Origin of the sequence: Streptomyces sp. NPDC051109, from assembly GCF_044455885.1 — a bacterium.
GTDB lineage: Bacteria > Actinomycetota > Actinomycetes > Streptomycetales > Streptomycetaceae > Streptomyces.
In genome coordinates, this window is the sequence record NZ_JBITFF010000004.1 from 197,759 (window position 1) to 213,618 (window position 15,860).

The following is a 15,860-nucleotide window of genomic DNA, read 5'->3' on the forward strand; positions in this document are numbered from 1 at the left end:
CTGCGTAACAGGGGTTAGCGGGGCCGGGGCGGGCGGGAATCTCCGCCGCATGAACCACAACGCGCCCCTCCCCCTCGCCCACCTCACCGGCAGCCGCCCCCGCGTCATGAGCCTCGCCCAGCTCCGCGAGCACGGTGTCAGTGCCTCCGAAGCCGCCGAGCGGCCCTGGCAGGAGATCCTGCCGGGGGTGTTCCTGCTCCACCCCGGCGCCGCGACCAGCGAGGAGCGCCTGCACGCCGCGCTGCTGTACGCGGGTCGCCGCGGCGGCGAGGCCATGGTCACCGGGCTCGCGGCCCTCGCGCTGTACCGGTTCGCCTCCGCGCCCGCGCTGCTCGCCCTCACGCAGATCGACGTACTGGTGCCGCACACCCGCCGGCTCCGCTCCGTCGGCACCGTCCGGATCGTGCGGACGCACACCCCGCCCCGCCCGCAGCAGGTGACCGGGCTGCCCGTCGCCCCCGTGGCCCGGGCGTTGGCCGACGCGGTCTCCCAGCTCTCCGACGCGGGCACCGTACGCCGCCTGCTCAGCGAGGCCGTTCGCGGCGGGCACTGCGAACCGGCCGCCGTCGTACGGGAGCTGACGGTGGCCCGGCTGCTGAACCGCCCCCACGTCGTGGACGCCGTCGAGTCCCTGCTCGCGGAGGGCCGGTCCATCGCCGAGGACCGGCTGTACCGGCTCGTACGGGGATACGACCTTCCCGAGCCGGTCTGGAACGTGGACCTGCGCCTGCCCGGCGGCCCGCACCTCGGCGGCGTCGACGCGTACTGGCCCGAACAGGCCGTCGCCGTGGAGATCGACACCCGTGCGCCCCGACAGGGCGAGGACGAGCAGTTCTCGGAGGCCGTCCGCAAGCGGGAGGCCCTGGAGCGGCTCGGGGTGACCGTCCTGCACATCACCCCGCGCAAGCTGCGCGACTGGCCCGAGCAGCAGGCGGCGGTGGTCCGGACCGCGCTGACGGCCTCCGCCGACCGCGAGCCCGCCGCCTACCTGGTCGTCCTCCCCCGGTGAGAGGGCAGCGCCGGATTGGCCGGCGAGTACTCCGGGGCGCTCCAGCGCAGCCGCCCGGGGTGCAGGCCCTCCACCACCGACGCGACCCGGAAGCGGACGCTCCGGCTGCCGTCGGGCCCGTACTCGGTCCGGGCAGTGCCGCTGAGCTGGAGCACCGCCCCGCTCTCCCAGTCCGGGAACAACAGTCCGGCCCGCGGGTCCACGGCCAGGTTCCCGAGGGTCAGGAACATGGCGTTGCCCGCATAGTCCGGCCAGGACAGCTCGACGGGCGAGAGCACCTCGACGAAGCCCGGCATTCCGCCCCGGTGGCTGGCGTCCACCCCGTTCCCCGCGGTGGTGGCGACGAAGAAGGTGTCGGCGGCCCGGACGGCCCGTTCCTGCGCGGGTGTGAGCGCGCCCCCGCGCCGCAGGACACCGCCCCCCTCGGCGACCAGCTCCAGCGGCTGCCGCTTCTGGATGTACTTGGGGCAGTTGGCGAAGACCCGCTCCGCCTCGACCGCGAACCCCCGCGCGGTCACCTCCAGGGTCCCGCCCAGGCGCATCCGGCGCCGGGTGCGCGGGTCGAGGGAGATCGTCCCGACCCGGGTACCCGCCGTGGCGAGCGCCTCGGCGAGGGGGTCCCCGGCCGGCACTCCGCCGGCGACCGCCATCCGGTGCGGACCCGTGGCCCGGACGAAACCGGGCGGGCCGGTGAGCAACGAGGCCCACACGCCCCCCGCCCCGTCGGCGGCGCCGACGACCAGGTGCGGCTGCAGCTCAAGGAAGGCCGCGGCGACGTCCTTGATCCCCGCACCGATCGAACGGCCGACGTGATCGGCGAGCTCGCGCACCCCCACGCGTTCCTGCACGGCCAGCGAGCCCTGGTGGTACCGGTCCATGATGCCGCCTCCTGACTGAGCGCCTAGAAGAACCCGCAGGTCGGAGCCCCCGAGACAGGGACGGGCGCCCCCTCGGCGCCGACCGGCGCGGAGATCTCCAGGCGGGTGCCATCGGGGTCGTGGAAGAAGATGCCGCCGGAGGCCCTGCCCTCGCCGTGGGCGACCACCCCTTCGTAGGCGAACTCCACACCCAGCCCGCGCAGCCGCTCCTCGTACGCGCGGACCTCGTCGCCGGTGCCGGCGGAGAGCGCCAGGTGGTGCAGTCCCGCGGCCGCCGGGGCGTACGCGCCGTCGGCCTGCTGCCAGAGCGTGAGGACGAGCTCGCCGTCCTGTCCGAGGAAGGCGAAGCGGCGGCCCTCTTCCTTGCCCTCGCCCAGCAGCTCGAAGCCGAGGGCGTCCCGGTAGAAGGCGAGGGAACGGGCGAGGTCGGTGACGTTCAGACCCACGTGCCCGGTGCGCAGCTTGCTGATGACAGCCGTCACGGCTGCCCCCTTTCATCGGTTCCACTACTCATGTCTAACCTTCTAAATCGAACTTAAAGGTTACAGCCGAAGGTGTCAACCGGTCACGTACCCTTGAGGGGTTAGCGGGCGCGTGCGGAGGGAGCGGCGAGATGGCGACAGCGGCGGCGGATCCCCGCCCCCTGACGGGCGAGCCGGTCTCACTGGACCTGCTGAACACGCGCTGGATGCGGGACGGCGAGATCGCCGACCTCTTCGCCGGCGCCTTCGGGCTGACCCGGGTCGAGGGGCTCGCGATCTGGCTGCGCAGCACCGGTCTGGCCGACCGCTTCCGCGCCGACGCGGCCACCCTCGTCCACCTGCTGACCGCCCGCGAGGCACTCGCCCGTACGGTCGCGGACCCGGCCGACGAGGGCGCGCGCGCCCTCGTCGACGCCGTCCTGGAGCACGGCCGGATCCGGGCCACCCTGACCCCTGAAGGCCCGGGCGAGCGCGCCGAGTTCGAGGACCCGACCTGGGGTCCGGCCTGGACGGCCGCCCGCGACTACCTGGAACTGCTGGGGACGGCACCCGAACGGATCCGCAAGTGCGCCTCGGAAACCTGCGTGCTGCACTTCCACGACACCTCGCGCAACGGCACCCGGCGCTGGTGCTCCATGTCCGTGTGCGGAAACCGGGCGAAGGCCTCGCGGCACTACGCGCGCACGCGCGTGCGCTGACGGCCCGAAAGTTGTCACACCCGATCTGAGACCGAACTCCGGACCATCCGCGCAACGAGGTCGGGAAGTCGACAAAGCAACTCTTCAACCCCTGTGATTCGTACGAGTACGCCCCGGTACGGCCTCGATGGCGCATGATCCGACCTGGCGAGAGTCCGCCATGTCAGGTCTCGGTCAATGACAAGCCTCCCCAAAGAGCGGTCGGTTGCGCAAAGCTGACCGGTCATCCGGCACCGAAATCCGGACCGTATCTTTCACTTATCCAGGGATGCTGATGACCCTCGAATCCCCCAGCTCCATATCCGGGGCCAGACGCGTCGCGCGCGTCGCGGCCGCGGCCGGCCTGGTCGCCGCACTGGCGACCGCGGGCGCGGCGCCCGTGTTCGCGGCGACCGGCCCCGCCGGCACCCCGGGCACGAGCCCGGCCGTCAAGTCCGCCGACGAGAAGATCGGCTCGGCGGACGCCGAGCTGCTCCAGCAGGCCAAGGCCAAGGGTGACGCGACCGTCACCGTCATGGTGGCCACCGCGCCCGGCCAGACCAAGCAGGTCGCGGACCAGCTCGGTGCGGTCCAGGGCGCCTCCGTCGGCCAGACGAACGACAAGCTCGGCTACGTGCGGGCCACGCTGCCGACCGCCAAGGCCGAGGCCGCGCTCAAGGCGGCCGCGAAGCTGTCCTCGGTGCACGCCCTGGACCTCAAGCACGAGATCCAGCTCTCGGACCCGCGTCCCGACGCGGGCAAGGACTCGGGGTCGGCGGGGAAGACCGCCTCCGAGACCTACCCGGGGCCGGACAAGAACACCCCCGCGAAGAACCCGTACAACCCGTCCTTCGAGACGGGCGCGGTGGACTTCGTCGCCAAGAACCCGCAGGCCGACGGCCGCGGCGTGACCATCGGCATCCTGGACTCGGGCGTCGACCTCGGCCACCCGGCGCTCCAGAAGACCACCACCGGCGAGCGCAAGATCGTCGACTGGGTCACCGCGACCGACCCGATCACGGACAACGACGCCACCTGGCGCGCGCAGATCACCCCGGTCACGGCCGCGGGCGGCACCTTCAGCGCGGGCGGCCAGAGCTGGAAGGCCCCGGAGGGCTCGTACCAGTGGAGCCGGTTCAGCGAGTCGATCACCGCCACCGGTGACGCGAAGGGCGACGTCAACCGGGACGGGGACACCACCGACCGGTTCGGCATGCTCTACGACGCCGCCGCCGGCACCGTCCGCGTCGACACCGACCAGGACGGCGACTTCACGAACAACGAGCCGATGAAGCCGTACAAGGACGGCTACCAGATCGGCTACTTCGGCACGGACAACCCGGCGACCGACGTCGCCGAGCGCATTCCGTTCGTGATCCAGATCCGCAAGGACGTCCCGATGGACCCGCTGGGCGGGGACTGGGTCGGCAAGAAGGCCGACTTCGTCAACATCGGCATCATCGAGTCCGAGCACGGCACGCACGTCGCCGGCATCACCGCCGCCAACAGCCTCTTCGGCGGCAAGATGAACGGCGAGGCGCCCGGCGCGAAGATCGTCTCCTCGCGCGCCTGCTCCTGGTCCGGCGGCTGCACCAACGTCGCGCTGACCGAGGGCATGATCGACCTCGTCGTCAACCGCGGTGTGGACATCGTCAACATGTCCATCGGCGGCCTGCCGGCGCTGAACGACGGCAACAACGCCCGCGCCGAGCTCTACAAGAACCTCATCGACACCTACGGTGTCCAGCTCGTCATCTCGGCGGGCAACGAGGGCCCCGGTGTCAACACCATCGGCGACCCCGGTCTCGCGGACAAGGTCATCTCCGTGGGTGCCGCGGTCTCCAAGGAGACCTGGGCCGCGAACTACGGCTCCGGCGTGACCAAGAAGTACGACATGTTCCCGTTCTCCTCGCGCGGTCCGCGTGAGGACGGCGGCTTCACGCCGACCATCACCGCCCCCGGCGCGGCCATCAACACCACGCAGACCTGGCTGCCCGGCTCCCCGGTGAAGGAGGCCGGCTACAACCTGCCGGCCGGCTACTCGATGCTGCAGGGCACCTCGATGTCCTCGCCGCAGGCGACGGGCGCCAGCGCCCTGCTGCTCTCGGCCGCCAAGCAGCAGCACATGACGGTCACCCCGGCGAGCCTGCGCGTGGCGCTCACCAGCACCGCGAAGAAGATCGCCGACGTCCCGGCGCACGCCCAGGGCGCGGGCCTCATCAACATCGTCGACGCGTGGGAGTCCCTCCAGCGCGACGCCAAGGCCAACGAGTTCACCGTCAAGGCACCGGTCGACACCGCGCTCGACCAGTTCCTGAAGACCCCGGGCTTCGGCACCGGCCTCTACGACCGCGAGGGCGGCCTCAAGGTCGGCCAGAAGAAGGTCTACGACGTCGTCGTCACCCGCACCACGGGCGTCAAGTACGGCACCCGGCACAACCTGAGCTGGCGCAACAACGACGGCACGTTCAAGGTCGTCGGCGGCTACGACTACGTCACGCTGCCGCTGAACAAGCCGGTCACCATCAAGGTCGAGGCCAACCCGAAGTCGGCCGGCGTCCACAGCGGCATCCTGCAGCTGGACGACGAGACCACCGAGGGCATCGACAAGCAGATCCTGACCACGGTCGTCGCCTCCACCCCGCTGGCGAAGCCGTCGTTCACGCTGTCGGACACCTCCTCCGTCCAGCGCAACAGCCACAAGTCGTACTTCGTCACCGTGCCGCAGGGCGCGAAGTCCCTTGAGGTCGCCCTCGGCGGTCTCGCGGCGGGCAGCCAGACGCGCTTCATCTCGATCCACCCGTACGGCACGGGCGTCGAGGACAGCGCGACCACCCAGTGCTACCCGAACTACGACAACCCGGCCAACAAGTGCCGCCCCGACCTGCGCTCGTACGAGAACCCGACGCCGGGCGTCTGGGAGATCGAGGTCGAGTCGCGCCGTACGTCGCCGCTGCTCGACAACCCGTTCAAGCTGGACGTCAGCGTCCTGGGCGCGGGCTTCGACCCAGCGGTCAAGGTCCTTCCCGAGGTCAAGCAGGGCACCCCGGCCCCGGTCCAGTGGACCGTGAAGAACGACGGTGCGGCCATCGCCGGCGGCAAGCTCCAGGGCGGCCCGCTCGGCTCCGCGAAGGTCGCCAAGCCGACCATCGCCAACGGCGAGACCCAGACGAGCACCGTCACCATCGGTGAGGGCGTCTCCCGCCTGGACGTGGCCATCGGCGGTGTCTCCGACACCGGTGCCGACCTCGACCTCACCGTCCTCAAGGACGGCGTGAAGGTCGGCTCCTCCGCCGACGGCGACTCCGAGGAGGCCGTGACCCTGCTCAACCCGGCCGCCGGCACCTACACGATCCAGGTGGACGGCTACGCCGTTCCGTCCGGGTCCACCACGTACGACTACCGCGACGTGTACTTCTCGTCCTCCCTGGGCGCCGTCCAGGTCGACGGGGCCGCCGCGGTGAACCTCGCCAACGGCGCCTCGGCGTCCGTCACGGCGAACGTCCTCGCCACCGCTCCGGCCCCCGAGGGCCGTCAGTTCTTCGGCGAGGTCAAGCTGCTCAACGCCCGCGGCACCGCCGCCGGCACCGGTAGCGTCCAGATCGAGAAGGTCCTCCCGTAACGGGTGACCGGCTGATCGCATGACGGAGGGGCGGGCGCCCGGATCGGGCGCCCGCCCCTTCGCCGTTCCCCCCGCGGCACCGCGCGCCGGCTAGGCGCCCAGCGAGCTCAGGTCCTGGGCGTACGTGCCGACCGCGTGGGCGATGACGTCCAGGTTGGTGTCGAAGGCCTTCAGGTCCAGGTTCTTCAGGGTGTCGCCCGCCCCGTGGTAGTTCGGGTCGTACGGCGCCCCCGCCGTGCCGCCGTACCGCCTGGCCTGCTCGGCGGTCTTGACGCCCTCGGCGCCGGTGAAGGTGCCGCCGGCCGGGATGCCGTGCGCGATGAACGGGCCGTAGTCCGAGCGGCCGTCGAAGTCGCTGCCCTCGTGCGGCTTGCCCTTCTTGTCCAGGAAGCCGTTGATGAGCGCCTCGATCTGCGCCGAGCCGGCCGGACCGGCGCCCTCGCCGACCCTGTCCGAGTCATCGCCGTCGTAGACGAACTGGACCGGGTTCGGCGAGGCGATCATGTCGAAGTTCAGGTAGAGCGCGATGTCCTTCCTCTGCCTCTCCGACAGCTGTGCCACGTAGTGCTCGGAGCCCAGCAGGCCGAGCTCCTCGGCCGACCACCAGGCGAAGCGGACCTTGTTCGCGGGGCCCCTGCCCTTCCTGTTGGCCCCCTCGTCCGCGAGCTTGAGGGCCACTTCCAGCAGGCCCGCCGAGCCGGAGCCGTTGTCGTTGACGCCCGGGCCCTCGGGGACCGAGTCCAGGTGGGCGCCGACGGTGACGACGCGGTCGGAGCGGCCGCCCCTGGTCTCGGCGATCACGTTGCGGGTGGTCTTCTTCACGTGCTCCTGGTCCAGGTCCAGGCGTACGGTCACCTCGCCCGCGGCGGCGGCCGCGGCCAGCGCCTCGCCGTCGGCGCGAGTCAGTCCGGCGCTCGGGATGATCCCCTCGGCCGGGGAGGAGAACCCGCCGCGGACCGGAGTGGTCCCGCTGTGGTTGTAGACGATCACGCCGACGGCGCCGGCCGCGGCGGCGGCCTTCTGCTTCTCGACGAAGGTGCAGGCTCCCCGCTTGACCAGAGCGATCTTCCCGGTGAACGCGCCGGCCGGATAGTCGGCGGCGTCGCAGCCCGGGGTCTCGTCGACCCGGGCGAGGGCGACGGGGGCGGTCAGGCCGCCCGCCGGCGTGGACTTGGTGAAGGTGAAGGCGGCGGTGGGCAGCTCGCGCGGCTCCGCGCCGAGGACGGTGGTCCTCTCCGTCCTCGTGTGCGCCTCGAAGATGTCGAAGTCCTGGTAGGCGACCTGGTACCCGGCCTTCTTGAGGGCGTCGTGGACGTACGCGGCCGAGGCGACGTGGCCGGGGGTGCCGGCGGCCCGGTTCCCTCCGTTGGCCTCGGCGATCTGCTGGAACCTGGCCAGGTGGCGGTAGGCGCCGCGGGCGGTGACCTCCGACACCAGCTCCTCGGCGAGCCGGCCCTCGCGCGGACGGGCGGCCGCCGGGGTGGCGGCCAGCAGGACGGGTGCGGCGACGGCGGCGGCCGCGAGGGCGGCGAGCGCCGGTATGGACCGGCGGCGGTGGCTGTGGCGAAGGGCGCGCACGGCGGTTCTCCCCGAGTTCGATATACGGAACGCCCGTCCGGCGAGCGGACGCGACAGACCGGACCGTAACCGGCCGCGATCTGGCAAAAGGGGCGTTCGGCGGGGGTGCAACACAGCCGCCACGAACGTGTCACGGGGGTTCACAATCGGGACACTGTCCGTTCCTCGGACAATGGATTGGACAAGGCTCGTGGGGTCGAACGCATGATGGTTTCACGCGCGCCCGCGTCGTACGGAGCAGAAGGAGTCACCGTGAGGGTCGGAATCGTCGGAGCCACCGGTCAGGTCGGCGCAGTCATGCGCGGCATCCTCGCCGAGCGCAAGTTCCCGGTGGACGAGCTGCGGCTGTTCGCCTCGGCCCGTTCCGCGGGCTCGACCCTCGACTGGGAGGGCCGGGAGATCACCATCGAGGACGCCTCCACCGCGGACTACTCCGGCCTGGACATCGTCCTCTTCTCCGCGGGCGGCGCGACCTCCAAGGCCCTCGCCGAGAAGGTCGCCTCCCAGGGCGCGGTCGTGATCGACAACTCCTCCGCCTGGCGCCGCGACCCCGACGTGCCGCTCGTCGTCTCCGAGGTCAACCCGCACGCGATCAAGAACCGCCCCAAGGGCATCATCGCGAACCCGAACTGCACCACCATGGCCGCGATGCCCGTGCTGCGCCCGCTGCACGACGAGGCCGGCCTGACGTCGATGGTCGCCACCACCTACCAGGCCGTCTCCGGCTCGGGCCTGGCCGGTGTCGCCGAGCTCAAGGGCCAGGCCTGCGCGGTCTCCGAGGCCGCCGACCAGCTGACCTTCGACGGCGGCGCGGTGGACTTCCCCGAGCCGGCCGTCTACAAGCGCCCGATCGCGTACAACGTGGTCCCGCTCGCGGGCAACCTGGTCGACGACGGCTCCTTCGAGACCGACGAGGAGCAGAAGCTCCGCAACGAGTCCCGCAAGATCCTGGAGATCCCGGAGCTCAAGGTCTCCGGCACCTGCGTGCGCGTGCCGGTCTTCTCCGGCCACAGCCTCCAGGTCAACGCCCGCTTCGCGAACCCGATCAGCGTGGAGCGCGCGTACGAGCTGCTGAAGGACGCCCCGGGCGTCGAGCTCTCGGAGATCCCGACCCCGCTGCAGGCGGCGGGCAAGGACGCCTCGTACGTGGGCCGCATCCGCGTCGACGAGACGGTCGAGAACGGCCTCGCGCTGTTCCTCTCGAACGACAACCTCCGCAAGGGCGCGGCCCTGAACGCGGTGCAGATCGCCGAGCTGGTCGCCGAGGAGCTCCGCGGCTGATCCCGATCGCATGCGGAAGGGGCGGCACCGGCCGGTGCCGCCCCTTCCGCGTTCCCGCCGGCCGTCAGGGCCGGCGGGCCTCGAAGAGGAAGCAGCCGAACTCGGTGGCGCGCACGTGCACGAGCGCGACCTCCGGGTCCGCGAAGGCCTCTTCCAACGCCTCCTCCAGGACCGCGTCCGCATCCTCGGCGGTGGCGCCCGGGGGCAGGGCGCGGCCGCCGAGGATGCGCCCCGCGGCGTCGTAGCGGCGGACCGTGCGCAGTGCCCCGGGGTGGGCGAAGGGGTAGCCGGGGGCCTCGGCCGGGCCTCCGCAGTCGGCGGCGTGGACGAACACCGGCCCCTGCTCGTCGTACGCGCCCGGGTCGGCGCCCTGCTCGGCCGCCCAGCGGCGCAGCGGCGCGTACGAGACGAGGGCGATCCGCTCGCCGGGGCGGCTGCCGCGCAGGCAGCAGCGCAGCGGGGCGCCGCCCTCGGGGTCCTCGTACGGCAGGCAGGGCCGGCCTGCGTCGTCACGGGCGCGCAGCCCCGCGAGTGCGGCGGGGGCGATGGGACGTACCGCGGGGAGCGCCGTTCGCGGCGCGGATCGTGTGGTCATGGCGTCCAGGGTGCGCGCCCGGAACCGGCGAAGCTGGCGGAAATCGGACGTCGCGTTTCGCCTGTGGATTACTCAAGGGCGTCCGGCGGGCCCACGTGGAAGGATGGCGGGGCAACGTCACCATCAAAGGAGATGACCGCGTGCCTGGCACGAATCTCACCCGTGAAGAGGCTCAGCAGCGGGCGAAGCTGCTCACCGTCGACTCGTACGAGGTCGAACTCGATCTCAGCGGTGCGCAGGAGGGCGGCACGTACCCGTCCGTGACCACCGTGCGGTTCCAGTCGGCCGAAGCCGGCGCCGAGACCTTCATCGACCTGGTGGCCCCGGCCGTGCACGAGGTCGTCCTGAACGGCAAGTCGCTGGACGTGGCCGAGGTCTTCCGGGACTCGCGCATCGCGCTGCACCACCTCGCGGCCGGCGCCAACGAGCTCCGCGTCGTCGCGGACTGCGCCTACACCAACACGGGCGAGGGCCTGCACCGCTTCGTCGACCCGGTCGACCAGCAGGCCTACCTGTACACCCAGTTCGAGGTGCCGGACGCACGGCGCGTGTTCGCCAACTTCGAGCAGCCCGACCTGAAGGCGACGTTCCAGTTCACCGTGACGGCCCCCGAGGGCTGGACGGTCATCTCGAACTCCCCCACGCCGCAGGCCGCGGACGTCAAGGACAACGTCTGGCGCTTCGAGCCGACGCCGCGCATCTCCACCTACATCACGGCCCTGATCGCCGGCCCGTACTACGCGGTGCACAGCTCGTACGAGGGTCCGAACGGCCAGTCGGTACCGCTGGGCATCTACTGCCGGCCGTCGCTCGCCGAGTTCCTGGACGCCGAGGCGATCTTCGACGTGACCCGCCAGGGCTTCGACTGGTTCCAGGAGAAGTTCGCTTACGACTACCCGTTCGCCAAGTACGACCAGCTCTTCGTCCCCGAGTTCAACGCGGGCGCGATGGAGAACGCGGGCGCGGTCACCATCCGCGACCAGTACGTCTTCCGCTCCAAGGTGACCGACGCGGCGTACGAGGTGCGCGCGGAGACGATCCTGCACGAGCTGGCGCACATGTGGTTCGGCGACCTGGTCACCATGGAGTGGTGGAACGACCTGTGGCTGAACGAGTCCTTCGCCACCTACACGTCGATCGCCTGCCAGGCGTACGCGGAGGGCTCGAAGTGGCCCCACGCGTGGACCACGTTCGCCAACTCCATGAAGACGTGGGCGTACCGGCAGGACCAGCTGCCCTCCACGCACCCGATCATGGCCGACATCCGTGACCTGGACGACGTCCTGGTCAACTTCGACGGCATCACGTACGCCAAGGGCGCCTCGGTGCTCAAGCAGCTCGTGGCCTACGTCGGCATGGAGGCCTTCTTCAAGGGCGTGCAGGCGTACTTCAAGGCGCACGCGTTCGGGAACACGCGCCTGTCGGACCTGCTGGGCGCCCTGGAGGAGACCTCGGGCCGGGATCTGGCCGCCTGGTCGAAGGCGTGGCTGGAGACGGCGGGCATCAACATCCTGCGCCCCGCCGTCGAGACGGACGCCGCCGGGAACATCACCGCGTTCGCGGTACGCCAGGAGGCCCCGGCGCTGCCCGCGGGCGCCAAGGGCGAGCCCACGCTGCGCCCGCACCGCATCGCGATCGGCCTGTACGACCTGGACGGCGGCAAGCTCGTCCGTACGGACCGCATCGAGCTGGACATCGACGGCGAGCTGACCGCGGTTCCGGAGCTGGTCGGCCGCGCCCGGCCGGCCGTCGTGCTGCTGAACGACGACGACCTGTCGTACGCCAAGGTCCGCCTGGACGAGGTCTCCCTCGCCAACGTCACCGCGCACCTCGGCGACTTCACCGAGTCGCTGCCGCGGGCGCTGTGCTGGGCCTCGGCGTGGGACATGACCCGCGACGGCGAACTGGCCACGCGCGACTACCTCGCCCTCGTCCTGGCCGGCATCGGCAAGGAGTCGGACATCGGCGTGGTCCAGTCGCTGCACCGGCAGGTGAAGCTGGCCGTGGACCTGTACGCCGACCCGGCGTGGCGGGAGCAGGGCCTGGCGGCCTGGACCGAGGCCACGCTGGAGCACCTGCGCGGCGCCGAGCCGGGCAGTGACCACCAGCTGGCGTGGGCGCGCGCGTTCGCGGCGACGGCCCGCACCGAGGGGCAGCTGACGTACCTGTCCGCGCTGCTGGACGGTGCGGCGGAGATCGAGGGCCTGGTCGTGGACACCGAGCTGCGGTGGGCGTTCCTGGAGCGCCTCGTCGCGACGGGTGTCCTGGGCGACGCGGCCATCGACGCGGAGCTGGAGCGCGACCGTACGGCCGCGGGCGAGCGCCACGCGGCCACGGCGCGGGCCGCGCGCCCGACGGCGGAGGCCAAGGCGGAGGCGTGGGCCTCCGTGGTGGAGTCCGCGGACCTGCCGAACGCGGTGCAGGAAGCGGTGATCGGCGGCTTCGTCCAGACCGACCAGCGCGAGCTGCTGGCCCCGTACACCGAGAAGTTCTTCGCGGTGGTCAAGGGGATCTGGGAGAACCGCAGCCACGAGATCGCCCAGCAGATCGCGGTGGGCCTGTACCCCTCGCTCCAGGTCTCCCCGGAGACCCTGGCGGCGACGGACGCCTGGCTGGCCTCGGCCGAGCCGAACGCGGCCCTGCGCCGCCTGGTCTCGGAGTCCCGCTCGGGCGTGGAGCGCGCCCTGAAGGCCCAGTCCGCGGACGCGGCGTCGGCTTCCTGACCCGCCCCGCAGCCTGACCGTCCGGTGCCCCGGCTCCCGCTCCCGCGGGGCCGGGGCGCCGGCTTTCCGGTCAGCGAGCGCGGTGCTCGCTCACGGGGTGCGCCGCGCGGCCACCGCGCGCAGGGCGGCCAGGACCCCGGACACGGCCGGGGCGCCTTCGCCGCCGCGGCGGGTGGCCGCCAGGACGTGGCGGGTGGGGCGGTCGTGGGCCAGGACCCGCACCGCCACCCCCGAGGCACGGCCCGACACCATGCGGGGGACCAGGGCCACGCCCATCCCCGCCTCGACCATGGCGAGGATCGCGGTCCAGCCGGATGCCGAGTGCGCCTGTTCCGGGACGAAGCCGGCCGCCTCGCAGGCGTTGCGGGCGATCTCCTGCCAGGGACCGCTGCCCCCGTAGATCCACGGATCGCCGGACAGGTCCGCCAGCCGCAGGGCCGGGGCCGCGGCGAGGGGGTGGTCCGGCGGCAGGGCCACGTCGAGGGGGTCCTCCAGCAGCGTGATGCGGGTGAACCGCGGGTCCCGGGCGGTGGGCGCGTGCGCCGCCAGCGAGAGGGCCAGGTCGACGGCGCCGGCCGCCAGCAGCTCGTACGCCTGCGCCGCCTCGGTCTCGCGAACCCGTACCTCCACCCCCGGGTGGCTGCGGCGCAGCTCCGCCACCGCCGGGACCACCAGTACGGGCACGGCCGTGGAGAACGCCCCGATCCGGACCTCCCCCGCGTCCCCGGCCAGGTATCCGGCCAGCTCGGCGTCCGCCCGCTCCAGCTGCGCGAACACCGCCTCCGCGTGCCGCAGTACGAGGTGCGCCGCGTCCGTGAGCCGGACCCGGCGCCCCTGCGCCTCCAGCAGCGGCACCCCCAGCTGCCGTGCGAGATTGGTCAGCTGCTGCGAAACGGCCGAGGGCGTCATGTGCAGCGCCTCGGCCGTCGCGGTCACGGTCTCCCGGTCGGCCAGGGTCCGCAGGATGCGCAGCTTCTTGATGTCCCACTCGGTCATGGGACCGAACCTACCGGCGGGCGCCCAGGCCCACGCCGCCGAGGATCAGCGCCATGCAGAACAGCTCTGCCGGGCCGGTCCGCTCGCCCAGGAGCAGGAGGCCGAGGCCTGCGACGCAGACCGGCTGGAGGTAGTAGACGACTCCCGCGCGGGCGGCGCCGATGAGCGAGATGGCCTTGTTCCAGGCGAAGAAGGCGACCGCGGAGGACATGACGCCGACGTAGAGCAGCATGCCGCCGGTGCCCGCGGTGAGCTCGAAGCCGCCCTGGACGGAGACGGACACGGCGTACGCGGGGGCCAGCATCAGCGCGCCGAGCACGAAGGTGCTGATCAGGAAGGCCAATCCGCCGAGCTCGGCGGGCTTGCGCTTGAGCAGCGCGCTGTACGTGGCGAACGACAGGGCGGCGGCGAGCATCCACAGGTCGCCGGCACCGAAGTCGAAGCCGAGCGAGCCGTCCCCGACGAGCAGCAGCACCCCGAACGCGGCGAGCAGCAGCCCGAAGGTCCGCCGGACGCCGAGCCGTTCACCGCCGAGGCGGGCGTACAGCGCCATGACGACCGGCGAGGCGGCCATGATCATGCCCATGTTGGAGGCGGAGGTGGTCAGTCCGGCCTGGTGCACGAGCGTGTTGTACAGGGCGACGCCGAACAGCGAGGCGAGGGCGATGAACCCGAGGTGGCGGCGGATCAGCGCCCGCTGCTGCCAGGCCTGGCGGGCCGCGAAGGGGGCGACGGCGAGGGCCGCGATGACCCAGCGCCAGAACACGGCCTGGACGGGCGGGACGCTGTCGGCCATCCCCCGGGTGGCGACGAAGCTCCCGGACCAGACGACCGTCGCGACCAGGGCGAGGAGGAGGCCGAGTCCTGCGGGCCCCTTCGGCCCCCGGCCGCCGGGCCCGGCCTCGGGCTGCTGCTGCTGCTGCGTACGGACCCTGTCCATGACGGCCACGGTGTGTCTCCCCCTCGGGTGCCGGTCTGATCAGGTCTCGCCTGAAGTGGCTCTACCGTCGCACCGGGGCATCCGTCAGGTCCATCGAAATATTCTGACCATTCTGTTCAGTAGAACTGAACGGTTCCACCTTCGTCCCGGCGGCGAACAGCTGGCCCGCGACCGTGGCCCCGAAGGCGATCGCCATGCCCAGCAGCTGTACGGGGGACAGAGCCTGACCGAGGGCCGCCCAGCCGATGACCGCCGCGGTCAGCGGCGAGAGCGGGCCGAGCAGGGTGACCGAGGTGGCGGTGAGCCGGCCGATCCCGCGGAACCAGAGCCAGTACGCGATACCGGTGTTGATCAGCATCATGTACCCGTACCCGAGGAAGGCCTTGCCGTCGAGCGCGGGCGGGGCCCCCTCGACCAGGGCCGCGACGGGGATGATGACCAGCCCGCCCGCGGTGAGCTGCCAGCCGGTCAGGGCCAGCGGGCCGACCCCCTCCGGGCGCCCCCAGCGCTTGGTCATGACCGTGCCCGCGGCCATGGAGGCGGAGGAGACCACGCCGGCGATGATGCCGACGAGGTCCAGCCGGGCCGCGGCCGTCAGGACGACCATGCTCACGCCGAACGCCCCCGCGACGGCGGCGAGTACGGTCCGCAGCCGCGCCCGCTCCCCCAGGACGAGGGCGGCGAGTCCGACGACGAACAGCGGCCCGGCGGAGCCGAGGACGGCCGCCACCCCGCCGGGCAGCCGGTACGCGGAGAGGAACAGCAGCGGGAAGAAGGCGCCGATGTTGAGCGTGCCGAGGACGGCGGACTTCCACCACCACGCGCCGCTCGGGATCCTGCGGGCCAGGGCGGTGAGCAGGAGGCCGGCGGGCAGGGCCCGCATGACCCCGGTGAACAGGGGCCGGTCGGGCGGGAGCAGTTCGGTGGCGACGGCGTAGGTCGAGCCCCAGGAGATCGGGGCGAGGGCGGTCAGTGCGACGGTGGCGAAACGCTTCATGGCAGGTGGCTCCCCCAGTAGGCTGCTTACGAGAAAGTAGCTTACTCCTAAGCTACTTTTAGGCAAGCTACTTTCTTGCGAA

General features: G+C 72.1%; 12 protein-coding genes. 5 read left to right on the forward strand and 7 right to left on the reverse strand.

What is annotated here, in order from left to right; genetic code table 11:
• Window positions 1-49: 49 nt before the first annotated feature.
• Window positions 50-1,009, forward strand: coding sequence for a hypothetical protein (locus ACIBAD_RS09700; protein WP_134075504.1), 960 nt, complete (start codon window positions 50-52; stop codon window positions 1,007-1,009).
• On the opposite strand, the gene ACIBAD_RS09705 is transcribed toward ACIBAD_RS09700, so the two are convergent.
• Complete coding sequence (locus ACIBAD_RS09705) at window positions 985-1,887, reverse strand: pyridoxamine 5'-phosphate oxidase family protein (protein ID WP_398905609.1); 903 nt, start codon at window positions 1,885-1,887, stop codon at window positions 985-987. The two genes, ACIBAD_RS09700 and ACIBAD_RS09705, sit on opposite strands and share 25 nt — an antisense overlap.
• A gap of 23 nt (window positions 1,888-1,910) precedes the next feature.
• Window positions 1,911-2,369 (reverse strand): VOC family protein, encoded by a 459-nt coding sequence (locus ACIBAD_RS09710; RefSeq protein ID WP_398905610.1) that lies wholly within the window; start codon window positions 2,367-2,369, stop codon window positions 1,911-1,913.
• 131 nt (window positions 2,370-2,500) lie between these two features.
• On the opposite strand from ACIBAD_RS09710, the gene ACIBAD_RS09715 reads away from it, so the two are divergent.
• Both ACIBAD_RS09715 and ACIBAD_RS09720 read left to right on the forward strand, forming a co-directional pair.
• Window positions 2,501-3,067 carry a CGNR zinc finger domain-containing protein gene (locus ACIBAD_RS09715; RefSeq protein WP_398905612.1) on the forward strand — a complete coding sequence of 189 codons (567 nt, stop codon included), beginning with the start codon at window positions 2,501-2,503 and terminating at the stop codon, window positions 3,065-3,067.
• 274 nt (window positions 3,068-3,341) lie between these two features.
• Window positions 3,342-6,668, forward strand: coding sequence for a S8 family serine peptidase (locus ACIBAD_RS09720; RefSeq protein ID WP_398905614.1), 3,327 nt, complete (start codon window positions 3,342-3,344; stop codon window positions 6,666-6,668).
• A gap of 90 nt (window positions 6,669-6,758) precedes the next feature.
• Here the strand turns inward: ACIBAD_RS09720 and ACIBAD_RS09725 are convergent, their stop codons facing one another.
• Window positions 6,759-8,246, reverse strand: a complete 1,488-nt coding sequence (locus ACIBAD_RS09725; protein WP_398905616.1) for a M28 family metallopeptidase — start codon at window positions 8,244-8,246, stop codon at window positions 6,759-6,761.
• 252 nt (window positions 8,247-8,498) lie between these two features.
• Here ACIBAD_RS09725 and ACIBAD_RS09730 point away from each other — a divergent pair, with 252 nt between their 5' ends.
• Window positions 8,499-9,527, forward strand: a complete 1,029-nt coding sequence (locus ACIBAD_RS09730) for an aspartate-semialdehyde dehydrogenase (RefSeq protein WP_134075507.1) — start codon at window positions 8,499-8,501, stop codon at window positions 9,525-9,527.
• Window positions 9,528-9,591: 64 nt separating this feature from the next.
• Here the strand turns inward: ACIBAD_RS09730 and ACIBAD_RS09735 are convergent, their stop codons facing one another.
• Window positions 9,592-10,122 (reverse strand): DUF1203 domain-containing protein, encoded by a 531-nt coding sequence (locus ACIBAD_RS09735; protein WP_398905618.1) that lies wholly within the window; start codon window positions 10,120-10,122, stop codon window positions 9,592-9,594.
• Between the two features lie 140 nt (window positions 10,123-10,262).
• Between ACIBAD_RS09735 and pepN the strand changes: the two genes are divergently transcribed.
• Entirely contained in the window at window positions 10,263-12,845 is a 2,583-nt protein-coding gene (gene pepN, locus ACIBAD_RS09740; protein WP_134075509.1) for an aminopeptidase N, read from the forward strand.
• Between the two features lie 90 nt (window positions 12,846-12,935).
• Here the strand turns inward: pepN and ACIBAD_RS09745 are convergent, their stop codons facing one another.
• The 3 genes from ACIBAD_RS09745 to ACIBAD_RS09755 are packed head-to-tail and all read right to left on the reverse strand — an operon-like array spanning window position 12,936 to window position 15,778.
• Window positions 12,936-13,841 (reverse strand): LysR substrate-binding domain-containing protein, encoded by a 906-nt coding sequence (locus tag ACIBAD_RS09745; RefSeq protein ID WP_134075510.1) that lies wholly within the window; start codon window positions 13,839-13,841, stop codon window positions 12,936-12,938.
• Between the two features lie 10 nt (window positions 13,842-13,851).
• Window positions 13,852-14,790 (reverse strand): DMT family transporter, encoded by a 939-nt coding sequence (locus tag ACIBAD_RS09750; RefSeq protein WP_398905621.1) that lies wholly within the window; start codon window positions 14,788-14,790, stop codon window positions 13,852-13,854.
• Window positions 14,791-14,842: 52 nt separating this feature from the next.
• Entirely contained in the window at window positions 14,843-15,778 is a 936-nt protein-coding gene (locus ACIBAD_RS09755; protein ID WP_134075512.1) for an EamA family transporter, read from the reverse strand.
• Between the last annotated feature and the right edge of the window lie 82 nt (window positions 15,779-15,860).